Origin of the sequence: Arthrobacter sp. HY1533 (assembly GCF_027568515.1) — a bacterium.
Classification (GTDB): domain Bacteria; phylum Actinomycetota; class Actinomycetes; order Actinomycetales; family Micrococcaceae; genus Specibacter.
In genome coordinates this window covers 1-22147 of the sequence record NZ_JANKZF010000011.1, presented here as the reverse complement: position 1 = coordinate 22147, position 22147 = coordinate 1, and the positions used below count along the sequence as shown (strand labels likewise).

General features: G+C 67.3%; 19 protein-coding genes. 9 read left to right on the top strand and 10 right to left on the bottom strand.

Translation table 11 applies throughout. The annotated features are described in order from the left end of the window. The first annotated feature begins 10 nt into the window (after positions 1–10). Both PCK14_RS10220 and PCK14_RS10215 read left to right on the top strand, forming a co-directional pair. The gene (locus PCK14_RS10220; protein WP_269938386.1) at positions 11–1393 is read left to right on the top strand and encodes an MFS transporter; all 1383 of its coding nucleotides are present in this window, start codon (positions 11–13) and stop codon (positions 1391–1393) included. Continuing rightward, positions 1390–2865 (top strand): pyridoxal phosphate-dependent decarboxylase family protein, encoded by a 1476-nt coding sequence (locus tag PCK14_RS10215; protein WP_269938385.1) that lies wholly within the window; start codon positions 1390–1392, stop codon positions 2863–2865. The genes PCK14_RS10220 and PCK14_RS10215 overlap by 4 nt, the downstream gene beginning before the upstream one ends. On the opposite strand, the gene PCK14_RS10210 is transcribed toward PCK14_RS10215, so the two are convergent. Next, positions 2862–3995 (bottom strand): acetate kinase, encoded by a 1134-nt coding sequence (locus PCK14_RS10210; protein ID WP_269938384.1) that lies wholly within the window; start codon positions 3993–3995, stop codon positions 2862–2864. The two genes, PCK14_RS10215 and PCK14_RS10210, sit on opposite strands and share 4 nt — an antisense overlap. After that, complete coding sequence (pta, locus tag PCK14_RS10205; RefSeq protein WP_269938383.1) at positions 3995–6211, bottom strand: phosphate acetyltransferase; 2217 nt, start codon at positions 6209–6211, stop codon at positions 3995–3997. Before pta ends, PCK14_RS10210 begins: the two co-directional genes overlap by 1 nt. A 129-nt stretch (positions 6212–6340) precedes the next feature. On the opposite strand from pta, the gene PCK14_RS10200 reads away from it, so the two are divergent. Then, positions 6341–7057, top strand: a complete 717-nt coding sequence (locus PCK14_RS10200) for a nicotinamide mononucleotide transporter (protein ID WP_269938382.1) — start codon at positions 6341–6343, stop codon at positions 7055–7057. Here the strand turns inward: PCK14_RS10200 and PCK14_RS10195 are convergent. Next, positions 7047–8978, bottom strand: a complete 1932-nt coding sequence (locus PCK14_RS10195) for a glycoside hydrolase family 3 N-terminal domain-containing protein (RefSeq protein WP_269938381.1) — start codon at positions 8976–8978, stop codon at positions 7047–7049. The two genes, PCK14_RS10200 and PCK14_RS10195, sit on opposite strands and share 11 nt — an antisense overlap. A gap of 286 nt (positions 8979–9264) precedes the next feature. Between PCK14_RS10195 and PCK14_RS10190 the strand changes: the two genes are divergently transcribed. Continuing rightward, positions 9265–10176, top strand: coding sequence for a serine protein kinase RIO (locus PCK14_RS10190; RefSeq protein ID WP_269938380.1), 912 nt, complete (start codon positions 9265–9267; stop codon positions 10174–10176). A 90-nt stretch (positions 10177–10266) separates the two neighbouring features. Here PCK14_RS10190 and PCK14_RS10185 read toward each other — a convergent pair whose 3' ends face one another. The 3 genes from PCK14_RS10185 to PCK14_RS10175 all read right to left on the bottom strand — a co-directional run bounded on the left by PCK14_RS10185 (position 10267) and on the right by PCK14_RS10175 (position 13684). Further along, on the bottom strand, positions 10267–10563 hold the full coding sequence (locus tag PCK14_RS10185; RefSeq protein WP_269938379.1) for a hypothetical protein: 297 nt from the start codon (positions 10561–10563) through the stop codon (positions 10267–10269). Between the two features lie 107 nt (positions 10564–10670). Continuing rightward, positions 10671–11987, bottom strand: coding sequence for an MFS transporter (locus tag PCK14_RS10180; protein ID WP_269938378.1), 1317 nt, complete (start codon positions 11985–11987; stop codon positions 10671–10673). A gap of 2 nt (positions 11988–11989) precedes the next feature. Continuing rightward, a complete protein-coding gene (locus PCK14_RS10175) occupies positions 11990–13684 on the bottom strand; it encodes an ABC-F family ATP-binding cassette domain-containing protein (RefSeq protein ID WP_269938377.1) in 1695 nt (564 codons plus the stop codon). Positions 13685–13919: 235 nt separating this feature from the next. Here PCK14_RS10175 and PCK14_RS10170 point away from each other — a divergent pair, with 235 nt between their 5' ends. Beyond that, a complete protein-coding gene (locus PCK14_RS10170; protein WP_269938376.1) occupies positions 13920–14678 on the top strand; it encodes a M50 family metallopeptidase in 759 nt (252 codons plus the stop codon). Positions 14679–14889: 211 nt separating this feature from the next. Next, positions 14890–15714 carry a hypothetical protein gene (locus PCK14_RS10165; protein ID WP_269938375.1) on the top strand — a complete coding sequence of 275 codons (825 nt, stop codon included), beginning with the start codon at positions 14890–14892 and terminating at the stop codon, positions 15712–15714. 16 nt (positions 15715–15730) lie between these two features. Here PCK14_RS10165 and PCK14_RS10160 read toward each other — a convergent pair whose 3' ends face one another. Together PCK14_RS10160 and secA2 are read right to left on the bottom strand one after the other, a co-directional pair. Then, positions 15731–16294: a dihydrofolate reductase family protein gene (locus PCK14_RS10160; RefSeq protein ID WP_269938374.1), complete on the bottom strand. Its 564-nt coding sequence runs from the start codon at positions 16292–16294 to the stop codon at positions 15731–15733. A gap of 64 nt (positions 16295–16358) precedes the next feature. Beyond that, positions 16359–18815, bottom strand: a complete 2457-nt coding sequence (secA2, locus tag PCK14_RS10155) for an accessory Sec system translocase SecA2 (protein ID WP_269938373.1) — start codon at positions 18813–18815, stop codon at positions 16359–16361. Between the two features lie 224 nt (positions 18816–19039). Between secA2 and PCK14_RS10150 the strand changes: the two genes are divergently transcribed. After that, positions 19040–19546, top strand: coding sequence for a GtrA family protein (locus tag PCK14_RS10150; protein WP_269938372.1), 507 nt, complete (start codon positions 19040–19042; stop codon positions 19544–19546). Positions 19547–19572: 26 nt separating this feature from the next. Here the strand turns inward: PCK14_RS10150 and PCK14_RS10145 are convergent, their stop codons facing one another. Both PCK14_RS10145 and PCK14_RS10140 read right to left on the bottom strand, forming a co-directional pair. Further along, on the bottom strand, positions 19573–20256 hold the full coding sequence (locus PCK14_RS10145; protein WP_269938371.1) for a tyrosine-protein phosphatase: 684 nt from the start codon (positions 20254–20256) through the stop codon (positions 19573–19575). Then, positions 20253–20861, bottom strand: a complete 609-nt coding sequence (locus PCK14_RS10140) for a GNAT family N-acetyltransferase (RefSeq protein WP_269938370.1) — start codon at positions 20859–20861, stop codon at positions 20253–20255. The genes PCK14_RS10145 and PCK14_RS10140 overlap by 4 nt, the downstream gene beginning before the upstream one ends. A gap of 167 nt (positions 20862–21028) precedes the next feature. Here PCK14_RS10140 and PCK14_RS10135 point away from each other — a divergent pair, with 167 nt between their 5' ends. Together PCK14_RS10135 and PCK14_RS10130 are read left to right on the top strand one after the other, a co-directional pair. Continuing rightward, positions 21029–21463 carry a DoxX family protein gene (locus tag PCK14_RS10135; protein WP_269938369.1) on the top strand — a complete coding sequence of 145 codons (435 nt, stop codon included), beginning with the start codon at positions 21029–21031 and terminating at the stop codon, positions 21461–21463. A gap of 170 nt (positions 21464–21633) precedes the next feature. Beyond that, on the top strand, positions 21634–22068 hold the full coding sequence (locus PCK14_RS10130; protein WP_269938368.1) for a VOC family protein: 435 nt from the start codon (positions 21634–21636) through the stop codon (positions 22066–22068). Positions 22069–22147 lie beyond the last annotated feature (79 nt).

Below are 22147 nucleotides of genomic sequence, written 5' to 3'. Positions count from 1 at the left end.
ACTTCAATTCATGACCACCTTGGAACAGCCGCTCCCCACCCGGACGGTAGCCCGATACGCCATCGGATCCCTTGGCACGGGAGGGTTCGCCACCCTGCCGGGACTCGTCTTGATCTACTACATGACGGACACCCTGGGCATCGCAGCCATCACCGCCGGGCTGCTGGTCACGGTGGCCAAGGTGTGGGATGTGGTCATTGACCCGGTCATTGGCGCCCGCTCGGACCACTCGCTGGCGGCCACCGGTTCCCGGCGCCGTTTCATGGTCCTGGGCGGCCTGCTGTTGCCGCTGTTCTTCATCCTCACCTTCGCGGTGCCCTCCGGCATGCCTCCCGTGGCCGCCGGGATCTGGGTGCTTGTTGCCTTCATGGCCACCGCCACGGCGTTCAGCCTGTTCCAGGTTCCCTACATAGCCCTGCCGGCCGAACTGACGGCCAGCTACGACCAGCGCACCCGCCTGCTGTCGGTGCGTGTGGTTGTGCTCTCGCTGGCCATCCTGCTGTTCGGGGCCGGCGGCCCGGCCCTGCGCTCACTCGGCGGGGACAATGAAGCCCTGGGGTACCTGGTCATGGCGCTGGTTGCCGGACTGCTCATCGGGGCGGCCATGCTGGCAACCTCCCGGGTTGCGGAGCGCGGAATCCCCCGCCCCGCACAGCCCGGCAGCATCGCCAGCAACTACAGGGATGGCTGGGCGGCCCTGCGGCGCAGCCACGCCTTCCGTGTCCTGCTGCTCTGCTTTGCCCTGCAGGGCCTGGCCACCGGCGTCATGCTTGCCGGCGCGCAATATGTGGCCACGTGGGTGCTGCACTCGGAGCAGGCAGTGACCTTCTTGTTCATTGCCCTCATCGGCCCGGCACTGCTTTTCGCCCCTGTGTGGCGCGTTGTTGCCGGCTGGATCGGCAAGGAACGGGCGTTCCGCTTCGCCAGCACCATGTTCGGGGTTGCATCCTTGGCACTCCTTGGCATGATGGCCGCCCCGGGTGCCTGGATCTACCTTCCGGTTGCCCTCGCCGGGGCCGGATACGCCGGCATGCAGTCCCTGCCCATGTCCATGCTGCCCGACGTCATCTCCCACGACGCAAGGACCAACGGCGAAGGCCAGGCCGGCATCTTCGGCGGCGTCTGGACGGCAGGGGAAACCACCGGCATGGCCCTGGGCGCCACTGTGTTGACGGTGGTGCTGGCGGCCAGCGGCTACGTCCAGTCGGTGGCCGGGGAAGCCGTCACGCAGGGGCCCGCCGCCATCAATGGCATCATCCTCAGCTTCAGCCTGGTTCCGGCCATCTTGATCGTGCTCAGCCTGCTGGTGTTCCGCCGCTACCCCCTGCGCCAGCACGACGTCGACAGCCCCGCCAACGATTCGGCCGCACCCCACGTCCAAGGAGCACCATGATCGAGTTTGCCGCCAATCCCGAAGACATTCTCCAGGAACTGGCAGCGCTGCGCGCAGCCGATGCCCCCACCCACGGCGGCCAGGTTCTGTCCTACGTCTACGATTCCGGCTTGGAGGCCGTGGACAAGCTCGCCGCGGCGGCCATGCTGGCGGTCCAGCCGCTCAACGGCCTGGACCCCACAACCTTCACCTCGATCGCCGCCATGGAGCGGGACGTCCTCGGGTTCATGCGCACCCTGCTGGGCGGGGACGGCGACGTGGTGGGAACCGTCACCAGCGGCGGCACCGAAAGCTGCATGCTCGCGGTCAGGACGGCCCGGGAGAATTTCAAGGGAACAGGGACTCCGAGGCTGCTGGCCCCGGCATCGGTCCATGCGGCCTTCCACAAGGCGGCCCACTACTTCGGGCTGGCCCTCGACCTGGTCCCCGTGGGCGCCGACGGGCTGGCCGACGCCGCCGCCATGGAGGCGGCGATGGGTCCCGACACCGCCCTGGTTGTTGTCTCCGCCCCGTCCTATCCGCATGCGGCGCTGGATCCCGTGGCTGCGGTCGCCGCCGCGGCACAGTCACGGGGCATCGATTGCCATGTGGACGCCTGCATCGGCGGGCTGGTGCTCCCCTTCTGGCCCGGCCTGCCCAGTTGGGATCTAAGTGTGCCCGGCGTGACCAGCATTGCTGCCGACCTGCACAAGTACGGCTACGCGCCCAAGGGCATTTCGGTGCTGCTGACCCGCGGCAGGGACCGGCAGCGCTCCCAATATTTTGCCGCCACCTCCTGGCCCGGGTACCCCGTGGTGAACCCGACCCTGCTGGGCTCCAAGTCCGCCGCGCCGCTGGCCGCCGCGTGGGCCATCACCAAGCTGCTGGGAACGGCGGGCTTCGCCGGCCTGGCTGCTTCCTGCCTCCGCGCCACCACTGCGCTCCTGGAGGCAGTGGGGCAGATCGAGGGCCTGGCCGTTGTTGGAAACCCCACAGGTCCGCTCTTTGCCGTGGCCGCTGACACCAGCGTGCCGGCCGGCCGCCGGATCGATCCGCACCATTGGGCAGACCGCCTCAAGGCCCACGGATTCACCGCCCAGCTCCAGCCGGCCTTCACCCAGGCCGACGGTTCAACCCTGCCGCGGACCACGCACCTGACCATCACGCCCGTCACGGAATCCCGCCTGGCGGAGCTCATCGAGGCCATGAACCAGGCCGGCGACGACGTCCGCGGCGTGCCTGGCATCGAGCCCCGGCAGCTGCTGGACGCCATTGAGGGGCCCATGGCCGCACTGCTGTCGGATGGCTCCGGGGCATTGCGGGACTCGGAAACTGCCCGCTTGGTCCTGGCCGGGTTGGGGCTGGCCGGGGGCGGGCTGCCCGAGGCCATGGCACCGGTACTGGCCCTTGTCGAAGCCCTGCCGCGGCCCGTCTCGGAGTGGCTGCTCACCGAGTTGCTGGCCGCTTTGGTCGAGCCGGCCGAATCCCCCTAGGACGCAAGCACGACGGCGGCAGTCGCCTCCGCGATGGCCTGCTCCTCGTCGGTGGGCACCACCAGCACGGCAATGGCCGAATCGGGAGTGCTGACCACCCGGGGCGAGCCGGAGCGCACCAGGTTCGCCGCGCCGTCGAGCTTCACGCCGAGGGCACCCAGCCGGGCAACCACCTGCTCGCGGAAGGCGGCGGAGTTCTCCCCGATGCCGGCCGTGAACACGATGGCCTGCGCCCCGCCGACAGCCACGTGGTAGCCGCCAATGTACTTGGCCAGCCGGTAGGAGGTGACGTCCAGCGCCACCTGGGCCTGCTTGTCCCCGGCCTCGGCGGCGTCCACGATGGCGCGCATGTCGTTGTCGCCAAAGAGCGCCTTGAGCCCGGATTCGCGGTTCAGCAGGGTGTCGATCTCATCCGCCGACAGTCCCTGGCGCTGCAGGAACACCAGGATTGAGGGGTCAATGTCGCCGCTGCGGGTGCCCATGACCAGGCCTTCCAGCGGCGTGAACCCCATGGACGTGTCAATGCTGGCACCGCCCTTCACGGCCGCCAGCGAGGCACCGTTGCCCAGGTGCGCCACCACGGCGTTGAAGTCCTCGACGGGGACACCCAGCAGCTCGGCGGCGCGGGCCGTGACAAATTCGTGCGAGGTGCCGTGGAAGCCGTAGCGGCGGATCCCGTACTTGCGGTACAGCGAGTCCGGCACGGCGTAGCGCCAGGCATGCTCGGGCAGGGTGCGGTGGAAGGCGGTGTCGAACACGGCCACCTGCGGCATGTCCGGCCACTTCGCCGTGATGGCGCGGATGCCGAGCACATTGGCCGGGTTGTGCAGGGGTGCCAGCGGGTTCAGCCGCTCGATGGCGCGCGTGATCTCGTTGTTGATGAGCACGGGTTCGCTGAAGCGTTCCCCGCCGTGCACCACGCGGTGTCCCACGGCGTCCAGCGGCTTCTCGGCCAGGCCCGCCTCGAGCGCCGCGGCCACCTGGTCCATGGCCTCGCCGTGGTTGGCGGGACCGCCGGCACCCTCGCCGATGCGCTCGATCAGCCCCGTCGCGCCTATCTCATTGCTTTCGGTGTCCCGCACCTGGTACTTCAGCGAGGAGGAACCGGAGTTGATGACGAGCACGCGCATTAGGAGTCCTTCGCTTCGGTGGTTGCGTTGACGGCGGTGGTTGCGGTGGTTGAGCTTGTCGAAACCGTCGAAACCGTCGGTGCCGTCGCTGCCTGGGCCTCGACGGGCTCGCCCACCGGGGTCTGGGTCTCGACAGGCTCGACCACCGGGGCCTGGGCCTGGATGGCAGTGATGGCCACGGTGTTCACAATGTCTTCCACTGTGCAGCCGCGGGAGAGGTCGTTGATGGGCTTGTTGAGGCCCTGCAGCACGGGTCCCACGGCGACGGCACCCGAGGACTGCTGGACTGCCTTGTACGTGTTGTTGCCGGTGTTGAGGTCCGGGAAGACAAACACGGTGGCTTGGCCGGCCACGGCCGAGGCCGGCAACTTGGACGCGGCGATGGAGGCGTCCACGGCGGCGTCGTACTGGATGGGGCCCTCGATGGGCAGGTCCGGGCGGGCGGCGCGGGCCAGCTCGGTGGCGCGGCGCACGGCGTCGACCGCCTCGCCGGATCCGGAACCGCCTGTGGAGTACGACAGCATGGCTATGCGGGGTTCCACGCCAAACTGGGCTGCCGTTTCGGCGGAGGCAATGGCAATGTCGGCCAGCTGCTCCTCGTTGGGTTCCGGGTTCACGGCGCAGTCGCCGTAGACCAGCACACGGTCGGCCAGCAGCATGAGGAACACTGAGGAGACAATGCGGACGCCCGGCCGGGTCTTGACGAACTCCAGTGCCGGACGGATGGTGTTCGCCGTGGTGTGGGCGGCGCCGGACACCATGCCGTCCACGTGGCCCAGCTGGACCATCATGGTGCCAAAGTACGATCCGTCAGCCATGACCTCGCGGGCCCGGTCCAGGTCAACGCCCTTGTGGGCACGCAAGCGCTGGTATTCGAGCGCGAACGCCTCACGCAGCGGCGAGGTGGCGGGGTCAACGATGGTGATGCCGCTGAGGCCGATGCCGTGGGTGGCCGCAACTTCCTCCACGGCCTGCGGGGAACCCAGGACGGTCAGCTCGCATACGTCGCGGCGGTGCAGGATTTCCGCGGCCGCCAGGACCCTGGCGTCCGTCCCCTCGGGCAGCACAATGTGCTTGCGTTCGCTGCGGGCCCGTTCGATCAGCTCGTGCAGGAAGCGCAAAGGTGTCATGGTGGCCGGGCGTGGCAGGGTGAGCCTGCCCAGCAGCTCGGACTCGTCAACGTTGCGGGCCCAGGCGCCCATGGCGGCGGCAACCTTGCGCCGCTGTCCGGTGTGGATCTCGCTGCGCACCTCGCTGACGGCGTGGGCGGTGCTGTAGGTGTCGGCGTCGGAGGAAAAAATGGGGAAGGGCGCGTGGGCCAGGAACGGCAGCACGTGGGGATCCGGGGCCAGGCCGCCGGTCAGGACCATGCCGCTGGGGACCGGGAATTCCGGTGAGAAGGCCGAGGCCAGCGTGGCAACCATGACGTCGGCGCGGTCGCCCGGCACCACCACCAGGTCGTTTGCCTCGAACAGGTTCAGGAAGTTGCCCACCGTCATGGCGGCAACCTTGATGGCGTGGATGTCACGTTCCAGTTCGGGGCTGCCGGCCATCTGGCGCAGGCCCAGCGCGGCAGCCACCTCCGCCACGGTGGGTCGGGAGATCTCGGCAATTTCGGGGATGACATACACCGGCAGGCTGTTGCCGCCGGGCCGCATGGCCGCATGGATGGCGTCGATGGCGGCCGGCTCTGCGCGGTTGACCATGACGGCCAGCAGGGAGGATTTTTCCGCGGAAAGTTCCTTGCGGGCCACGTCCACGGCGTCGGCGATCTCCGCGGCGTCGAGACCGCGGGCGCCCACGACCGCCAGGACGGGCAGTCCCAGGTTGTTGGCCAGCCGGGCGTTGAGGTCAAATTCGACGGCGGCATCCTGGCCGGTCAGTTCCGTGCCCTCCACGATCACGACGTCGCAGTTCTTGGCTATCTTGCCGAATATTTCCACGGCGCGGGCGTCAATTTCTTCGCGCCGCCCGGAGGCCAGCAGCGTCCGGGCCTCGGAACTTGTCATCCCTGCCCGGCACACGTCCGGGGAGAGCTGGTACATGCGCCGCAGCATGGCAACGGTGGGATCATCCTCGGGGTCCGCGGCGGAGGTGATGGGCCGGAAGAAGCCAATCCTGTCCGCGCGCCGGTGGAGCGCATCGGCCAGTCCCAGGGAGACCAGCGTCTTTCCTGAACCGGGTGTTGTTGCGCTGACATAAATTCCACGGGCCATGGTCAATTCCTTGCCTTTCGCAGCTCTCTTCCCATCCAAGCATGCCGCCCTGCCGTCGGGGGCCAAATAGCGGCAGGAATCACGGGCCCCAGTGGCGGGCTTCATCCCGGCGGCCCCTAGAGTTGGGGCATGTATGGAATTGCTGAGCTTTTGTTTGGCCGGACGGCCGGCCCCCTGGGGGTTGCAGCCCTGGTGACCACGCTGCTGGGCGTCGCGTTGATGTGCGCGGCCCTGCTGCTGCTGGCCCGGCGCAATGAGGTGGGCTGGTGGCTGGCCGGGGTGTCATTCCTGCTGGGCGGAATCGTGCAGATGATGGACTTCCCGGGCGTTGCCGCCGGCTCCCCCGCCGGGCTGTTGATGTTCGCCGCAGGTGTGGCGATTCCGCTCCTGGTCTCGGTGGGCGCGGCCGCCTATGGGCTGCTGTCGTTCCAGAAACTGCGCAGGGACACACCGTCCACGCGGGTTCTGCAGCTGCGCCCGTTCAGCGGCGTGGACCTGCTGGGGCCAGTGGCCGTGGCCCTGGTCTGCGCCCTGGCTTCAATGATGGTTGTCTTCTCCTTCTTTTCGGGATTCTCGGCACCACTCGCCCGGCTTCCCTGGGCAGCCTTGCTGGTTCCGGCCTTCCTCTCGGCCCTTTTGCCGGGCGCCCTGGTGGGCCTGGCCCACCGTTCCCGCTGGGCGTGGCTTTTGGTCGTGGCGGCGTCTGCATCATCCGTCTACTCGGCAACGATGTCTGCCCGGGGCTCGGTGCTGATTTTCCTGTTCGTGGCCCAGGCTGCCGTGGCCGTCATTGGCTGGCAGCGTTGGGGCACTCTTCCGGCGGACGACTCGGCCGCTAGAAGATAAGGCCGAACCCGCCCCAGCCATTGCCCACCTGCCGGGTCGCAAGCCAGCCTCCGTGGCCATTGCCCGGATACAGCCACAGCTGGCCAGCCGCGTTCCTTGCCATCACATCCGCAGTGCCATCCCCGTTGAAATCACCAACACCCAGCACGGCATTGAAGCCACCCCAACCAGAACCCACCAGAAGCGGCGACAACCAGCCGCCGCGTCCATTGCCCGGGTACAGCCACAGCTGGCCAACCGCGTTCCTTGCCATCACATCCGCAGCGCCATCCCCATTGAAATCACCAACACCCAGCACGGCGTCGAAGCCACCCCATCCAGAACCCACCTGCATGGCCGCAAGCCAGCCTCCATGTCCATTGCCCGGATACAGCCACAACTGGCCAACCGCATTCCTTGCCATCACATCCGCAGCGCCATCCCCATTGAAATCACCTACACCCAGCACGGCGTCGAAGCCACCCCATCCAGAACCCACCTGCAGCGGCGACAACCAGCCGCCACGTCCATTGCCCGGATACAGCCACAACTGGCCTGCCGCGTTCCTTGCCATGACATCCGCCTTGCCGTCGCCGTTGAAATCACCAACACCCAGCACGGCGTCGAAGCCACCCCATCCAGAGCCCACCTGGCGGGGAACAAGCCAGCCGGAATGCCCGTTGCCGGGATACAGCCACAGCTGGCCTGCCGCGTTCCTTGCCATCACGTCGGCGTTTCCGTCGCCGTTGAAGTCCTTCAGCAGCGGCGGGGCGCCTGGGCCAAAGGCTGAACCCAGGGTGGCGGCCTTGAGCGTGAGCACCTTGAGCACTGCGGCGTTGACTGCCGCGGCAAAGGCCGGGCTGCCTTGCGCGGTGCCGAGCACAGCTTGGTACATCACGGGAATGTCCGCGGGATCGGCGCACAACAGCATGCTGCCGCCGGCCTGGAAGAAGTTGATGGCGCGCGCCTGCAGGCTCCAAGGACTCAGCTGGCGTGCTGCACAAAGGTCGTCGGAGAGGATGACGCCGGTGAAGCCCAGATCGCCGCGCAACATGCCCGCCATGATGGTCGGGGAAAACGGGGCAATATTGGCGGCGTCAATCCGGTCGTAATAGGCGCTGGAGACCATGACCACCCGGGCACCTGCGTTGATCGCATCCCTGAACGGCTGCAGGTAGGCGTCATTGCGCGTGGTTGCGGTGTCGTGGACGTTGGAGCTGGTGTCGGTATTGAGCGTCACCCTCCCCAGCCCTGGAAAATGCTTGACCACGGGGACGATGTTGCCCTGCCGCATGCCCGCCGCGAAGGCATTGCCGTGGCTGGAAACGGTCTGCGGGGTGTAGCCGTATTCCCGTTCGTAATATCCGATCGGAGCGTTTGATGGCGCGAACGCGGCGCTTGGCACGGTGTCCAGCACAGGGGCCAGGTTCATGTTGAGCCCGGCGGCACCCAACTGCCTGCCCCACGTTTCGGCATTCGATTGAAGCGTTGCCGGGGCCCACGTGCCCTGGGACAGTCCGGTCGGGATGGTGGAGAAGCCCGGGCCGGAGAGGACTTGGACGTAGCCACATTCCTGGTCGGTGGCGACCAGGAGCCTGACGTTTCCTGTGGTGGTGCCGTTGACCGTGGCGGCCATCCCGCGCACCACGTTCGCCGTGGCGGCCGTTCCGCCAGCACTGCGGCCGGACAGGTACACGTTGCCCACATGGTAGTTGGCCAGCGTGTTCATGGTGGCCGCACTGGCTCCCGTGGCGTTGGCCGCCACCATGAACAGTTGCCCCACGCGCTGGGCCATGCCCATCCGCGCCATCTGTTGCGCCGGAGTCAGTGCTGGTGCAGCAGCCACATTCACTGATTGCGGGGCGGCCGCGGCCACCCCGAAGGGGGTGGCCATGGACAGCAGCGTCACGGCCAACAACACGTTTCTGGGGAATTTTCGCATGGTTCACACGGCTTCACGTTGCGTATTCCTGACCCCATAAGGCTACGTCCGCGCCCTTCCCCGGAACAGTGCATGGCGGCATCAAATGATGTTCCCCGCCCACAGCCCCCTCGGCGGTGGACGAATGGGCGTTGACACCAACGTGGCCGGCGTGGTCAGATGAAATGGCTTGGTGCCTGGCCAGGCGCCATGAAAAGAACCGACTCTAAGGAGGACCCAATGATTGTTCGTGCAGCACTTCGCGCCCAAAACATCCACATTGCCCTCCACAGGAGTCGATTCACCCATGAAGAATTCTGCTGACACACAGCACTTCGAAAAAACCACCCGCAAGTCCTCCCAGCGCCGCAACCCCGGTTCCGGCCGCGCCGCTGCCCGGTCCATGGACCGCTCGGCCGACTGGAACGTCCTGGACGATTCCCTCGCCGAAAACCAGCGCTGGTCCACCTGGCCCGGCCTTGAAAAGCTCATGCGCGGTCCCGCACCGTATCCGGAGTTTGTCATTGAGGATGCAGCCGCCGTCGACACGGACCTGGGCGTCCTAAAAACGGGCAAGGAGGCGGACGTGTTCCTAGTGGAACGCGCCACCGAATCCCGCAGCGCCCTGTTGGCGGCCAAGCGCTACCGGTCTGCCGAGCAGCGCCTCTTCCACCGATCCTCCGCCTACACGGAGGGGCGTTCCGTGCGCCGTTCCCGCGACGCCCGCGCGCTGAAGAACGGCAGCAGCTATGGCCGCGAGGTGGAGGCCGCCCGTTGGGCCAACGCCGAATGGACGTACCTGCGCATGGCGCATGAAAACGGCATTCCGGTGCCGTACCCCGTGCAGATCTGCGGCAATGAGATCCTGATGGAATTCATCGAGGATCCGGAAAATCCGGGGGTTGCGGCCCCCAGGCTGCAGGCGTCGACCCCGGACAGGGAACGGCTTGAACTGTATTGGGAGCAGCTGGTGGATGCCATGACGGGCCTGGCCCGGATGGGATTCGCCCACGGCGATCTCTCCCCCTACAACGTGCTGGCTGCCGGCGACCGCCTGGTGGTCATTGACCTGCCGCAGCTCGTTGACCTGGCAGGCAACCTGCAGGGGGCCGAGTTGCTGGCTAGGGACTGCCGGAACATGTGCGCCTGGTTCAACGCCCGGGGTCTGGAGGTCGACGACGGCCACCTCCTGGGCGGGCTGCTCGCCGAGGCCTGGTAGCCGCCTGAAAACCGGCCGTGGACTCGCAATTTTCGCCCCTATTTGAGCGTCGAAGGGGCCACGATTGCGAGTTCACGGCATGGTCCGGGCTTATTTCGCGGCGCGGACCTTGCCCGGCAGGAACGGCAGCCACGGTGCCGAGTACACCAGCGCGGCCGGGGCGCCGGGGGCCACCGTGAAGCTGGCCTCGCCAAATTTCCACAGCCGGTTGAACAGGAACACCGTGACCTGGACGTCCGCGTCGCCGGGCACCTTCCAGTTGCGGGTTCCCCACTGGGCCGGCTGGGCCGATCCGTTGACAACAACCGTGGGCTTCGGGAACCACCCCAGCCACGGCTTGTGGAGGGTCAGTTCAAATCGGCGGGGCACGTGCTGCTGTTGATTCACGCCTGCCAGCCTATCCCCGGCGTGCCCGCTCCTTGGCCAAGGTTTCGTGGCACCGGCCGCGGATGACGGCGGCGCCCGGGAGCCGCCGTCGTCCGCCGGCGCTGGGGTCAGCGCGCCGCAGCCTCCACCTCGCTGAGCTGCTGGTCCTCGACGCGGGCGGCCCGGAACGGTGAAAGGAACAGGACAAGTCCGGCCGCCAGCATGATGGCCGCTGCAATCCACAGCGCCGCGGCGGCGCCGGCAGTTGCGGCGATGAGGCCACCCAGCGGGGCTCCGAGGACGATCATCCCCCGGTTGACCGAACGCAGCGTGGCACTCATCCGGGCGATCAGCCGGTCCGGCGTGACAGCCTGCCGGTAGCCCATTTCCAGGGGTCCCTCAACGCCCAGGGTGAGGCCAAAGAGGAACTGCCCGGCGGCTGCCAGGAAGAACGCTGCCCACAATGGCGCCTGCCACTCGGCCACGGACGCCGGGACAGGGCCATTGGCAACGGCTGCAGCGGCAAGCAGTGGGGACAGCGCCAGCATGGCAACGGCCAGCGGCTGCACCAGGCGCGAGGCAACCATGGCCCGGCCCGTTCCCCAGATCCCGCCAAGCCGTGTCGAAGCGGTGGTCCCGATGACGGCGCCAACCCCCGCGCAGCCCATGACAAGCCCCAGCCCGAGCGCCCCGAGCCGCAGCTCGTTCAGGATCAGGGCGGGGACCACGGCACCCATCATGGCCGAGCCAATGAACCACAGGTGCGTGCTCCACGCCAGCGGACCCAGCTGCGCATGCCCATAGACCCAGCGCAAGCCTTCGGCCACGCTTTTGCGGATGGCCCGGCCCCCGCGGGAGGGCGCCCTGTCCTGGGGCGGTTGCTTCATGCCGGCCAGGACCAGTCCGGAGAAGAAGTAGGAAATGGCGTCAAGCAGCAGTGCGAACGGGGCGCCCACCAGAGCTACGAGGCCGCCGGCCAAGGCACTGCCCGAGGTCTGGGCAACAGTGTCGCTCTGCTGCAGGCGTGCATTGGCCCGGGTCAGCATGGGCCGCGGGACCAGCTGGGGCACAAACGACTGGTAGGCGGCGTCGCTCATCAGGGCCAGGGTGCCAAAGACGAACATACCCAGCAGCAGGACGGGAAGGGAAAGGACCCCCGTTGCGCCGAGCACGCAGATGGCCGCCAGCACCAGGCCGCGGCCAAGGTCGCCGGCAACCAGCACCCGCCTGCGCGGAAATCCATCCACCCACACACCGGCCACGAGCCCAAACAGCAGATACGGCGCCCACCTCGCGGCGTTGACCATGCCCGTGTCCAGCGCAGTGCCGTCCATTGTCACCAGGACCAGGACGGACAGGGCAATCGTGGTGATGTACGTGCCGAAGTCCGACACCGTGGAGGCGAGCCAGAACCGCACAAAGGCGGCATTGTTGCGCAGTTTCATGGTCAGTTGGTTCCCCCAGTTTCAGCGGCCGGCCCGCGCAGCAGTTCCCAGGACCTGCCTGGTTCCAGCGATTCAAGAAAGGCGTCGTCGTGGCTGGAGACCACCAGCGCACCCTTGTAGTCTGCCAGCGCGGACAGCAACTGCTCCACCGAGACCAGGTCCAGGTTGTTGGTGGGCTCATCCAGCAGCAACAGCTGCGGCGCGGGCTGCGCCAGCAGGATGCGGGCCAGGGCAACGCGGAAGCGTTCGCCGCCGGAGAGCTCGCCGACCGGCTGGTGGACCAGGTCCCTGCGGAAGTGGAAGCGGGCCAGCTGTTCGCGGACTTCAGCCGGGGCGGCCGACGGCGCCACGGCCACCACGTTTTCCAGCACCGTGAGCGTGTCATCCAGGCCCTCCCAGGATTGGCCCGCCGATACGGCGGAGCCGGCCACCGCGCCAATCCGCTGCCGCAGGTACCCCACCGGAACAGCCGCAAGGGGTTCCAGGGCGTTGAGCAGCGACGTCTTGCCCACACCGTTGGGTCCCGTCAGCACCACCCGCGCGGGTCCGCGCAGCGATAGCCGGGCGTCGGGCGCAACCGGGGTGCCGCCGTCGTGCATGACGCCAAGCTCCACCACCGTTGCCGGCGCATCCAGCACTGTGCGGCCGGGCGGAACGGCTGTGTCCGGCAACTCGATGCGGATCCGAGCGTCCGCGACCACGGCATCGCGGGCCTCGGCCAGCGCCGCGGCGGCATCGGATTCCCGGTTCCCCATGGTGCCGCGCACCTTGCCCGCGGATTCCTGGGCCCGCTTGCGCAGCTCATTGGCCAGGATCTTGGGCATCGAATCGGCGGCCTTGCGCCCCTGCCTGGCCCGGCGGGCAATCTTGGTTTCCGCCTCGATGCGCTGGCGTTTCTCGGTGGCGAGCCTGGCGCCGGCATCCCGGACAGCGCGTTCGGCGGTTTCCCGCTCGGCAGCAATCTGGGCCTGGAAAACGTCCCAGTTGCCCCCGTGCCGGATGAGCTCCACGCGTTCCCCGTCCCAGGCGCGGCTGCGGACGGGCCGCAACTCGGCGATGGCGTCGACGCGTTCCAGCAGGGCGCGGTCGTGCGTGGCCACAATGAGGGTCCCGCGCCACCGATCCACGGCCTGGTACAGGCGTTCGCGGGCTGTCCGGTCCAGGTTGTTGGTGGGTTCGTCCAGGAGCGTGATGGGCCGCGCGGCAAGTTCCAGCCCGGCCAGCGCGGTGATCATGGACTCCCCGCCGGACAGGGTGCCCACAGTCCGGTCCAGGAACTCCGGGCCCGCGGCCGGCAGCCCGTACCCGGACAGCAAGGCCACTGCGCGTTCCTCCAGGTCCCAGTCCTCGCCTATGGTCTCCAGGTTCTCCGCCATGTTCTCCTCGCGCCCGCCCAGGACATCGGCGAGCGCGCGCCGCTTGGCCTCCAGCCCCAGCAGCCCCGTGACGGTCTGCTCCGTGTTCAGGGTCAGCTTTTGCGGCAGGTAGTTCACGTTCGACGACGTCGCAACAGTTCCTGCCTCGGGCACAAGTTCCCCGGCGATGAGGCGCAGCAGCGCGGTCTTGCCTGTGCCGTTGGGGCCCACCAGGCCTGTGCGGCCGGCGGCAAAAACGGCTGTGAGGCCTGTGAAGACGGGGGTGCCGTCAGCCCAGGCGAAAGTGAGCTGGGACAGCGAAATGGGGTGGGTGTTCTGCATTGGTTCTCCTCGGCGAATGAATGCGCCGGGGCTGCAGGCCGGACCCTTGCGGGCGGGCGTGCACTGCTGCGGCGCTGTTTAGGCGGAAGCGAACCAAGTCTTCAACGGAATTTCCTCACGGAGGGGACAGAACTCCCCCAGTCTTGCACGGCCGGGGCCGGACGTGTCAAGCAGGCCCCGGCATCGCGAGCCGCCTCGGCGGTTCGGCCACAGCAACATGGCCTAGTCTGCTGGAATGACAAATGCCACCGAACAGCTCGGAAACGCGGCCACCACCTGGTGGCAGGCGGTTCTTGCCGGCTTCAGCCGCACCGAGGTCCCGAGCTTTCCCCCGGCGTTGCTGCTGGGCATCCTTGCCGCAGCCATTGTGTTGAGCATCCCGCGCGTCACGTGGCGCTGGTTCGGCCTCTACGTGACGTTTGTGCACGAGCTCGGCCACGCCTTCGCAGCTCTCATGACGGGCAGGGTGGTGCACGGGCTCAAGATCGGACTGGACCATTCCGGCCAACTGGTCAGCAGCGGCCGGCGCGGTTTCAGCGCCACCTGGTCCGGTTTCTGGGGCTACCCTGCACCGGCCGTGGTTGGCCTGGCCCTGGTGTGGTCGGTCTCGGCCGGCTGGGCCGGCGCCGCGGCGTCGATCGGCGCCCTCACACTGCTGCTGGCGCTGCTCTTCCTGCGCAACTTCACAGGCATCGCCGTGGCCCTGGCCAGCGCCGCCGTGGCCCAGTGCCTTGTCATGTTTGCCACCCCGGAAACCGTCAGCTGGGCCGTGCTGGCCCTGGGCATCGCACTGGGTGTGGGCTCGGTCCGCGACTTTTTCAAGGTGGCAGCCGTCCACACCCGCCGCCGCAACATGCTGGCCAGCTCGGACGCGTACCTTCTCGCCCAGGCGACCCGAACGCCGTCGTTCCTGTGGCTCACCGGATTTGCCGTGGTCATCTTCAGCGCCGCCGCGGCCTCCGGCTGGCTCGTGTGGGGAATGCTGGCGCGCTGATCCCGGCGACGCGGCTACGCTACCATTTTTACTAATGGCGCACGCCGACCGCAGGGCCCGGCAGGGCCAGACCCCAAACAGCCTGGGATCGCCGGCGGAGCAACGACAAAGATAAGGGCCTGTCATCAGCTATCCCAACGGGGCGCCGCAGCCTCCCTCCATTCCCCCGGCGTCCCCGTCCGGATCCTCCACGGGCAAGACCCTGGCCATTGTGTTTGGCTCGGTTGCCGCAGCCTTGGTGATTGCCCTGGTGGCTGTGTTTGTCTGGGTCATCCCCGCATTGACCAAGGGCGCGGACAATGGCCATTCCGGCCCCACCGCCGACCCGCAGCAGACGGCGTCGGCTGCGTCATCGGCCCAGGCTGACCCGGAACCGGCCGCAACGGACGTCTCCTCAGCCCCACCCCTTCCGGACGGTGCCATTGCGCTGCCGGCGGGATGGAACGAGCTGCAGGGCCCCAGCAACTACCCGCCCGACGGCGACCCCGCATTCCAGCGCTTCGTCACGGGTGAATCGTCGTTCCAGTACCTCACCACATGGAGCTACGACGGCGTCTTTGGCGTCACCACCGATCCCGAGACGGGCCAGCCCATGCAGCAGGTCGCCCAGGGCACCGAGGAGAAGGACGCCGACGGCATTTCCATGGCGTTCGCCTTCTTTGCAGAGTCCGACGAGGGCAAGTTCGGCTCCGACCCCGCCAAGGTCAAGGCCGCCATCATGGCCATCAAGGACAAGCTTGCCGCGACGCCGGCCGCGGAGCTCCCTGCCCAGCTGGTGGGCCACAAGTGCGCCTCCGACTTCCAGTCCAGCGCCCCGGAAACCCGAGAGTTCCGCCGCGCCCTGGCCGTGGTGGTGACGTTCACCTGCAAGACAGCCGCGGGGGACGACATCCAGGCAGCCAACCTCTTCTCCGTGACACCCTGGGGCACCCCGCAGCGCATGGGCATCAGCGGCCACAAGAGCTACTGGGACGCGAACCCGGGCAAGCTTGAGCTGCTGGCCAACGCGTACCGCAGCAACAAGTGGAAGCAGTAGCCGTTCGCCGAGGCCGTCAGGGTTCCTTGACTGCGTAGTGGAGATGGACGACGCCGTTGCCAAAGCTCTGCTGTCCCAGCATTTCCAGCGTGGTGGCGTCCATCTCGGGCAGGGCACGTTTCCCGCCACCCACCAGGACCGGCGAGATGAACAGGTGGATCTCATCCACCAGGCCGGCGCGCAGCGCCTCGCCCGCCAGCTCGGCGCCGCCCACTGAAAGGTTCTCGGCGGCATGGACCTTCATTTGCCGCACCTCCTGAGGATCGAAGACCCGCTCTATCCGGGTCCTGTCCGTGGTGGCGTGGTCCAGCGTCCCGGAATAGACGATCTTGTCCATCCCGTGCCAGATCGCGGCGTAGTCCCGCATCACCTTGACCAGGTCCGTCTGGCCGTAGATCTGGTCCCACACCGCCATGGTCTGGTACATCCGCCGCCCCAAGAGGTAGGTGCCAATTCCCAGCTCCAGGTTGTTGACGCAGCTGTGGACCTCGTCGTCAGGCATGGCCCAGTCAAACTTTCCGTCGCGGTCCTCAACGAAGCCGTCCAGTGACATGATGGCCGTGTAAATGAGCTTTCCCATGGTCCCGTCTCCCGCCGTTGGGTGCCTGCTCACCAGTATTCGCGTTTTGTGCCGGAGCCGGAAGCTATTTGCCCAGCTTTTTCAGCAGCCACTTCACGATCTGGTCGGTTTGGCTACCAAAGGGGTTCTCGTCCACCATGTACGTCCAGGTGGTGGAGCCGCGGCGGATGCCCGCGGCCTCGAGATCAACGCCCCCGTCCACCACCTGAAGGGACTCGACGGTCCGCCGTGCGGCGGCGTGGGCGTCGTCCAGGAAGCCCTCAAAGGCCAGGATCGTCTCACGCCGGAATTCATCCAGGGGGTTCTGCCGGCCCAGTGCCCGCAGGTGGATGGCGGCCCGCTGTTCCGAGAGCAGCGCCAGGTGGTCGCTCCACAGGGCGTCCAGCTCGAAGAGGAGCACCGCCCGGCACACGCGCGCCAGCTCCTCCCCGCCGAGGAGCTCACGCAGCTCGGCCAGCCGGCCGGGGTCCACCTGTCCGGCGGATTCGGCCTCGCCCTCCAGGATGTCCAGCGCCGCGCCCTCGCTGTTGAGAACCCTGCCGCGTTCGGCCAGGACCACCTGCCGCTGGTAGGCAATGAGTTCGTTGTACTTCCAGGAGTTCTGCTGGGTGGTGAAGCGTTCCTGCTCGGCCAGCCGCTGGGCACGGTCAAGCAGCCTGGCCACATCCGCCCGGGTGACGAGTCCGGCGTCGTCCATGTCCTGGGCCACCGAATCAATGAGCTCCAGGCCGTGGGATTCCTGCCCGTTCGCGGCGGGGTCCTCCATGCTCGAGTAGATGATGCTGGCGCCGGGGTCGCCCTGCCGGCCGGCACGGCCACGCAGCTGGGCATCCAGGCGCGGCGAGTGGAAGCGGCCCACGATGATGACGAGCAGGCCACCCAGTTCCGCGACGTCTCCATGTGCGGACGGGTCGACGGATGTGCCGCCCAGCAGGATGTCCGTGCCGCGGCCGGCCATTTGGGTGGAGACCGTGACGGTTCCGCGGCGCCCGGCCTGGGCGATCACGTGTGCCTCGGCGGTGTCGTTGCGGGCATTGAGGACCTGCGTTTCGATGCCCGCGCCCGACAACAGCTGCGCGAAGCGTTCGGAGGCGGCGACGTCGTGCGTGCCGATGAGGACGGGCCTGCCCGTGGCGTGGGCCTGCGCAGCCGCCGCGGCGACGGCCGCATCGCGCTGGGCGGCCGTGGCATAGATCCGCTCGGGGTGGTCCACCCGGATGCACGGCCTGTGGGAGGCAACCCGGCCGGCGTCGAGCCCGTAGTGTGTGCGCAGGTACTCCGAAACTGCCACGGCGGTGCCGCTCATGCCGGTGACGGTGGCGAAGGACTTGATGAGGTCGCGCACCAGCAGCTGGTCCAGGACTTCGCCCTGTTCGGTCCGGTGCAGGCCTTCCTTGGTTTCCACGGCGGCCTGCAGCCCGTCGGGCCAGCGCTGCAGCGAGGCCACCCGGCCGCGCGAATCGGACACAATCTCGGCCCGCCCGTCACGGACAATGTAGTCGACGTCGCGCTGCAACAGCACCTGCGCATGCAGGGCCGTGTTGATGGAGGAGAACAGCGGCGTGCCGTCCGCAGAGTAAAGCTCGACGTCGGGCCACCTCGCCTCCACCCCGGCCAGGCCCGCATCCGTCAGGGACACATTGCGCCTGTCCGCCGCCACCGTGAAGTCGATGCCGGGGCGAAGTTCGGCAACAAAACCGGCCACGTCCACGGATTGCAGCTCGCTGCGGGCCCGCCCGGCCAGCACCAGGGGCACCGTGGCCTCGTCCACCAGCACGGAGTCGATCTCGTCGACAATGCAGGCACCGAAGGGCTGCAAGACTGCCTCCGCAGCATCGGTGCAGCTCCGGTCCCGCAGCACATCGAAGCCCAGCTCGTTGACTGAAACGTAGACCACGCCGGCCAGGTAGGCCGTGCGGCGCTCCTGCGGGTTCAGGGCTGCCGTGACGGAGGCCGCGTCGGCACCGAGGGCGGCCAGGAACGGGCCCATCCACTCCGCGTCGCGCCCTGCCAGGTAGTCGTTGACGGTCAGGACGTGGACGCGGGTCCCTTGCAGTGCATGGGCGCCGGCCACGAGCGCCCCCACCAGGGTCTTGCCCTCGCCGGTGTCCATTTCCACCACTGTTCCGCGGAGCATGGTGGCGGCGGCCAGGAGCTGGGTTTCGAAAGGTGCCATGGCCAGGGTTTGCTGCATCACGACGGCTGCGGCCCACAGGTAGTCCTCGAGTTCGGCATCGCTCCACGCAGCAGGTGATGCGCCGGGCTGGCCGGTCGCATCCATTCCGGGGCCGCGGGCAGGGCTGCGGAGGGCTGCCAGGATTTGCCCGGCGGCTTCCATGGCCGGGCCGCCGGCTGCCGCAGCCTCTGCCGCCCTGGCCGCTGCCCGGGCGGCAATCGGCTCCAGGCTGGCCGTGTCAACCACGCCTGGCGTGTTGAGCAGCCAGTTCTTGAACCTGCTGCCCAGCGGGGACCTGCCCTTCGGAGTACGCCCCGTCCCCGATGCTTCCTTGTTCTTGCCCATTGCCCGATCAGCCCACTTGCTTGAAGTTTTTACAGCCTGCCGCCGCCAGCACCGGAAGGTATGGTGCGCGTCACAAACTGAACAATAGCGGCGCTTTCGCACGCATCCCAAACCTAGGTGCTATTTTCAGTACCTCACACATGGATCAGCCCCGGGGACGGCTGTGCCGCAAAATTGTTATCGATAACTCTGGGGTGTCCGCCCCGGGAGGGGCCGCATTGTTCATGCTCGAGAAGTTCCTGAAGCTGACAACCCTGCTGTGGCGCGAGGCGCTGAAATTCGGCGCCGTGGGCGGCATTGGCTGGTTCATTGACAATGGCATCTACACGCTTCTGTGGCATGGCCCCATGTCCGACAGCACCATCAAGGCACGCATTGTTTCCACTGTGGTGGCTACCCTGTTCGCGTGGTTCGCCAACCGGCACTGGACGTTTCGCCACCGCCGCTCGGACAGGATATGGCGGGAATTTGCCCTGTTCCTGCTGATGAACGGACTGGGCCTGGGGATCGTGGTGGCTTGCCAGGTTGTGTCACGCTACGTCCTGGGATTCACGTCCTTCACGGCCGATTTCATTGCCGGCGGCGTGGTGGGACTGATTCTTGGCACCATTTTCAGGTTCCTCGCGTACCGCTACTTCGTTTTCAACGAGGAGCTCAGCGAAGAATTTGCGCCGGCAGCGGCACCTGGTTCATCAGGCACCGAACTGGTGGGCGCAGCCCGGGCCAGCTGAGCCCAGCCCCAGCCGGGGCAGCCACTTCAGCGGCTGCGGGCCACGACCGCCGCGATCTCGGCCGCCGTGACGCCATTGGCCAGCAGGAACGCGCGCACATCCAGGCCGCCCAGGAATTCCACCACAGCCTCTCCGCGGCCCTTCACCACCTCTGCCAGCTCGCCGGAGTCGAGGTGGTGTTCGTAGGGGTGCTTGACTGGGGCCACCAGGTGCCAGTCATTGATGCCGCGTGCCGCCAGTTCATCCTCCCGCGCCGCGCGCCCCGACTGGCCCAGCAGCGCCAACAGCAGCGTGGCAACCAGCCCCGTCCTGTCCCGCCCGGCCGAGCAGTGGATCACCACCTTGCCGCGCGCCGCCGCGAGCTCATTGAACACCGCGGCAATATGCCCGGGAAACATGTCCACCATGTCCGCATACAGGCGCGGATGGTTCATGTAGGGATCAAAATGCTCCCGGTAGCGCGGGTCTGCAGGATCCTCCATGGGTGCGTGCACCACGGCGAAACCCGCCAGCGCAGCCTCCGCCACCTCGGGGTCACTTGGCCTGCGCGTGCGCTCGGAGGGGTTCCGCAGGTCAATGACAGTGCGGACGCCGTCGTCGTAAAGTTGCCGCCACCCACGCTCGGTGAGCCACTCGCTGCGGCCCATCCGGTAGATGTCGCCAGCCAAGAGACGGGCGTTGACGGCGCCTTCCCAGTGCGGAACACTCACCGCTTTTTGTTGATCCGCAGATCGAGCCCGTTGCGCACCTGGGGCCATTCGGCGGCAAGAATGGAGAACACCACCGTGTCGCGCAGGGAGCCATCCGGCATGGCCGTTTGGGCGCGCAGCACGCCGTCCTGCTTGGCACCGAGGCGGGCAATGGCCTCGCGTGACTGCATGTTCATCCAGTGCGTGCGGAATTCCACGGCGACGCATCCCAGGGTCTCGAAAGCGTGTTGGAGCAGCAGTTTCTTGCTGTCCGGGTTGCTGCCGCTGCCCTGCACGCCGGCTGCGTTCCAGGTGGAGCCGATCTCCAGCCGGGGCAGTGTTGCGTCGATGTTCATGTACGTGGTCATGCCGACAATCCGGCCGGGCTCCCCAGTTTCCGGATCGTTGAGCCGCGTGGTGAAGGGAACCATGGAGCCGGCATCCTGCGCGGCCAGGCGGCGTTCAATCTCGGCGCGCATTCCCTCGGGTCGCGGCACCGAGGTGTACCAGAGGTCCCACAATTCACCGTCGGAGGCGGCAGCAACCAGGCCGTCATGGTGGTCCATGGACAAGGGCTCGAGGGTGACGTACTTGCCGCGCAGCGTGATGGGGGTGATGGCTGTCATGGGAAAACCCTAGCCGATGCCGCGCCCCGAGCTGCAGCCATTCCCCCACGGGGCATTTAGTTGACACTTCAAGTAAAAACTTGAGAGAATTTACTTGAAAGTTAAACCAACAGAGGCCGCTGCTTCCCATCAGGCCCGCCCCGACCCCATGAAATGTTGAGTGTCCCATGAACAAGACCGCCCTGAACACCATTGCCCAAACCATGCTGCGCGTTGTGGTTGGCTTCCTTTTTGCCGCCCACGGCTGGCAGAAGTACAACGAGTTCACCATCGCAGGCACCCAGGGGGCCTTCACCCAGATGGGCGTCCCCGCCGCGGATCTCGTTGCGCCGGTTGTCGCCACCCTGGAGCTCGTGGGAGGCATCGCGCTGGTGCTGGGCCTGGCCACCCGGCCCATCGCCATCCTGCTGATGCTGAACATGGTGGGCGCCATCGCCCTGGTCCATGCCCCGGCAGGCATCTTCGTCGAGGCCGGCGGCTTTGAACTGGTCCTCATGCTGGGCGCCTCCGCCCTCGCCGTGGCCCTGATTGGACCCGGGAAGTTCTCACTCGACAACCTCATGTTTGGCCGCAACACCTCAGCCCTGCGCGTGCTGGCCTAGCCAGGGCGCCCCGGCGGGCCAGTGTCCCGTCCCCCGGCCCGGCCCGGGGGCAGTTGTTGGGATCCGAGGCCTGTCGGCAAGCCGCGGATCCGAACAACTGCCCCCGGAGGCGAATTGCGGCCCAGATTGGGCTCTGGACGGATCGCCCCGCAGCTGGCCAGACTGGAGTCATGGCCTATTCACTGCAAATAGTCGTTGACTGCATCAATCCGCACGAGCTCGCCGATTGGTGGGCCGAGACCATGGGCTGGCAGACCGAGCCAAGCGATGAGGCTTTCATCCGCTCCATGGTTGAGAAGGGCTTCGCAAGCGAGGCCCAGACACTGGTGCACAAGGGAACCCTAGTTTGGAAAGACGGACAAGCCATCACGGCCGGGTCAGTTCCAGGCCCGGATCAGCCCAGAATCCTTTTTCAAGGCAGCACAGACGCCAAGTCGGGGAAAAACCGGATCCACTGGGATGTGCGGCTCGGCGGCGAGGCCAAGGAGGCGGTCCGGACAAGGCTGGAGGCGCGGGGCGCCACCTTCCTTTGGGAGGCCAGCCAAGGTCCGCACGCCTGGTTCACCATGGCAGACCCCGAAGGCAACGAATTCTGCATCAGCTGACGGCTTTGCATCAACAAAACGGCCGGCGGGGCAGTGAAATTTTAACATCCCCCCCGGCCGGGTTTTGGGGGCGGGGCGC

Excerpts from the sequence above, each read along its gene's own strand:
- PCK14_RS10215 (WP_269938385.1), top strand. The coding sequence starts at position 1,390 with ATGATCGAGTTTGCCGCCAATCCCGAAGACATTCTCCAGGAACTGGCA.
- PCK14_RS10160 (WP_269938374.1), bottom strand. The coding sequence starts at position 16,294 with ATGGGAAAGCTCATTTACACGGCCATCATGTCACTGGACGGCTTCGTT.
- PCK14_RS10180 (WP_269938378.1), bottom strand. The coding sequence starts at position 11,987 with ATGAAACTGCGCAACAATGCCGCCTTTGTGCGGTTCTGGCTCGCCTCC.
- pta (WP_269938383.1), bottom strand. The coding sequence starts at position 6,211 with ATGGCCCGTGGAATTTATGTCAGCGCAACAACACCCGGTTCAGGAAAG.
- PCK14_RS10195 (WP_269938381.1), bottom strand. The coding sequence starts at position 8,978 with ATGCGAAAATTCCCCAGAAACGTGTTGTTGGCCGTGACGCTGCTGTCC.
- PCK14_RS10135 (WP_269938369.1), top strand. The coding sequence starts at position 21,029 with ATGAACAAGACCGCCCTGAACACCATTGCCCAAACCATGCTGCGCGTT.
- PCK14_RS10170 (WP_269938376.1), top strand. The coding sequence starts at position 13,920 with ATGACAAATGCCACCGAACAGCTCGGAAACGCGGCCACCACCTGGTGG.
- PCK14_RS10200 (WP_269938382.1), top strand. The coding sequence starts at position 6,341 with ATGTATGGAATTGCTGAGCTTTTGTTTGGCCGGACGGCCGGCCCCCTG.
- PCK14_RS10150 (WP_269938372.1), top strand. The coding sequence starts at position 19,040 with ATGCTCGAGAAGTTCCTGAAGCTGACAACCCTGCTGTGGCGCGAGGCG.
- PCK14_RS10210 (WP_269938384.1), bottom strand. The coding sequence starts at position 3,995 with ATGCGCGTGCTCGTCATCAACTCCGGTTCCTCCTCGCTGAAGTACCAG.
- PCK14_RS10190 (WP_269938380.1), top strand. The coding sequence starts at position 9,265 with ATGAAGAATTCTGCTGACACACAGCACTTCGAAAAAACCACCCGCAAG.
- PCK14_RS10140 (WP_269938370.1), bottom strand. The coding sequence starts at position 20,861 with ATGACAGCCATCACCCCCATCACGCTGCGCGGCAAGTACGTCACCCTC.
- PCK14_RS10220 (WP_269938386.1), top strand. The coding sequence starts at position 11 with ATGACCACCTTGGAACAGCCGCTCCCCACCCGGACGGTAGCCCGATAC.
- PCK14_RS10130 (WP_269938368.1), top strand. The coding sequence starts at position 21,634 with ATGGCCTATTCACTGCAAATAGTCGTTGACTGCATCAATCCGCACGAG.
- PCK14_RS10175 (WP_269938377.1), bottom strand. The coding sequence starts at position 13,684 with ATGCAGAACACCCACCCCATTTCGCTGTCCCAGCTCACTTTCGCCTGG.
- secA2 (WP_269938373.1), bottom strand. The coding sequence starts at position 18,815 with ATGGGCAAGAACAAGGAAGCATCGGGGACGGGGCGTACTCCGAAGGGC.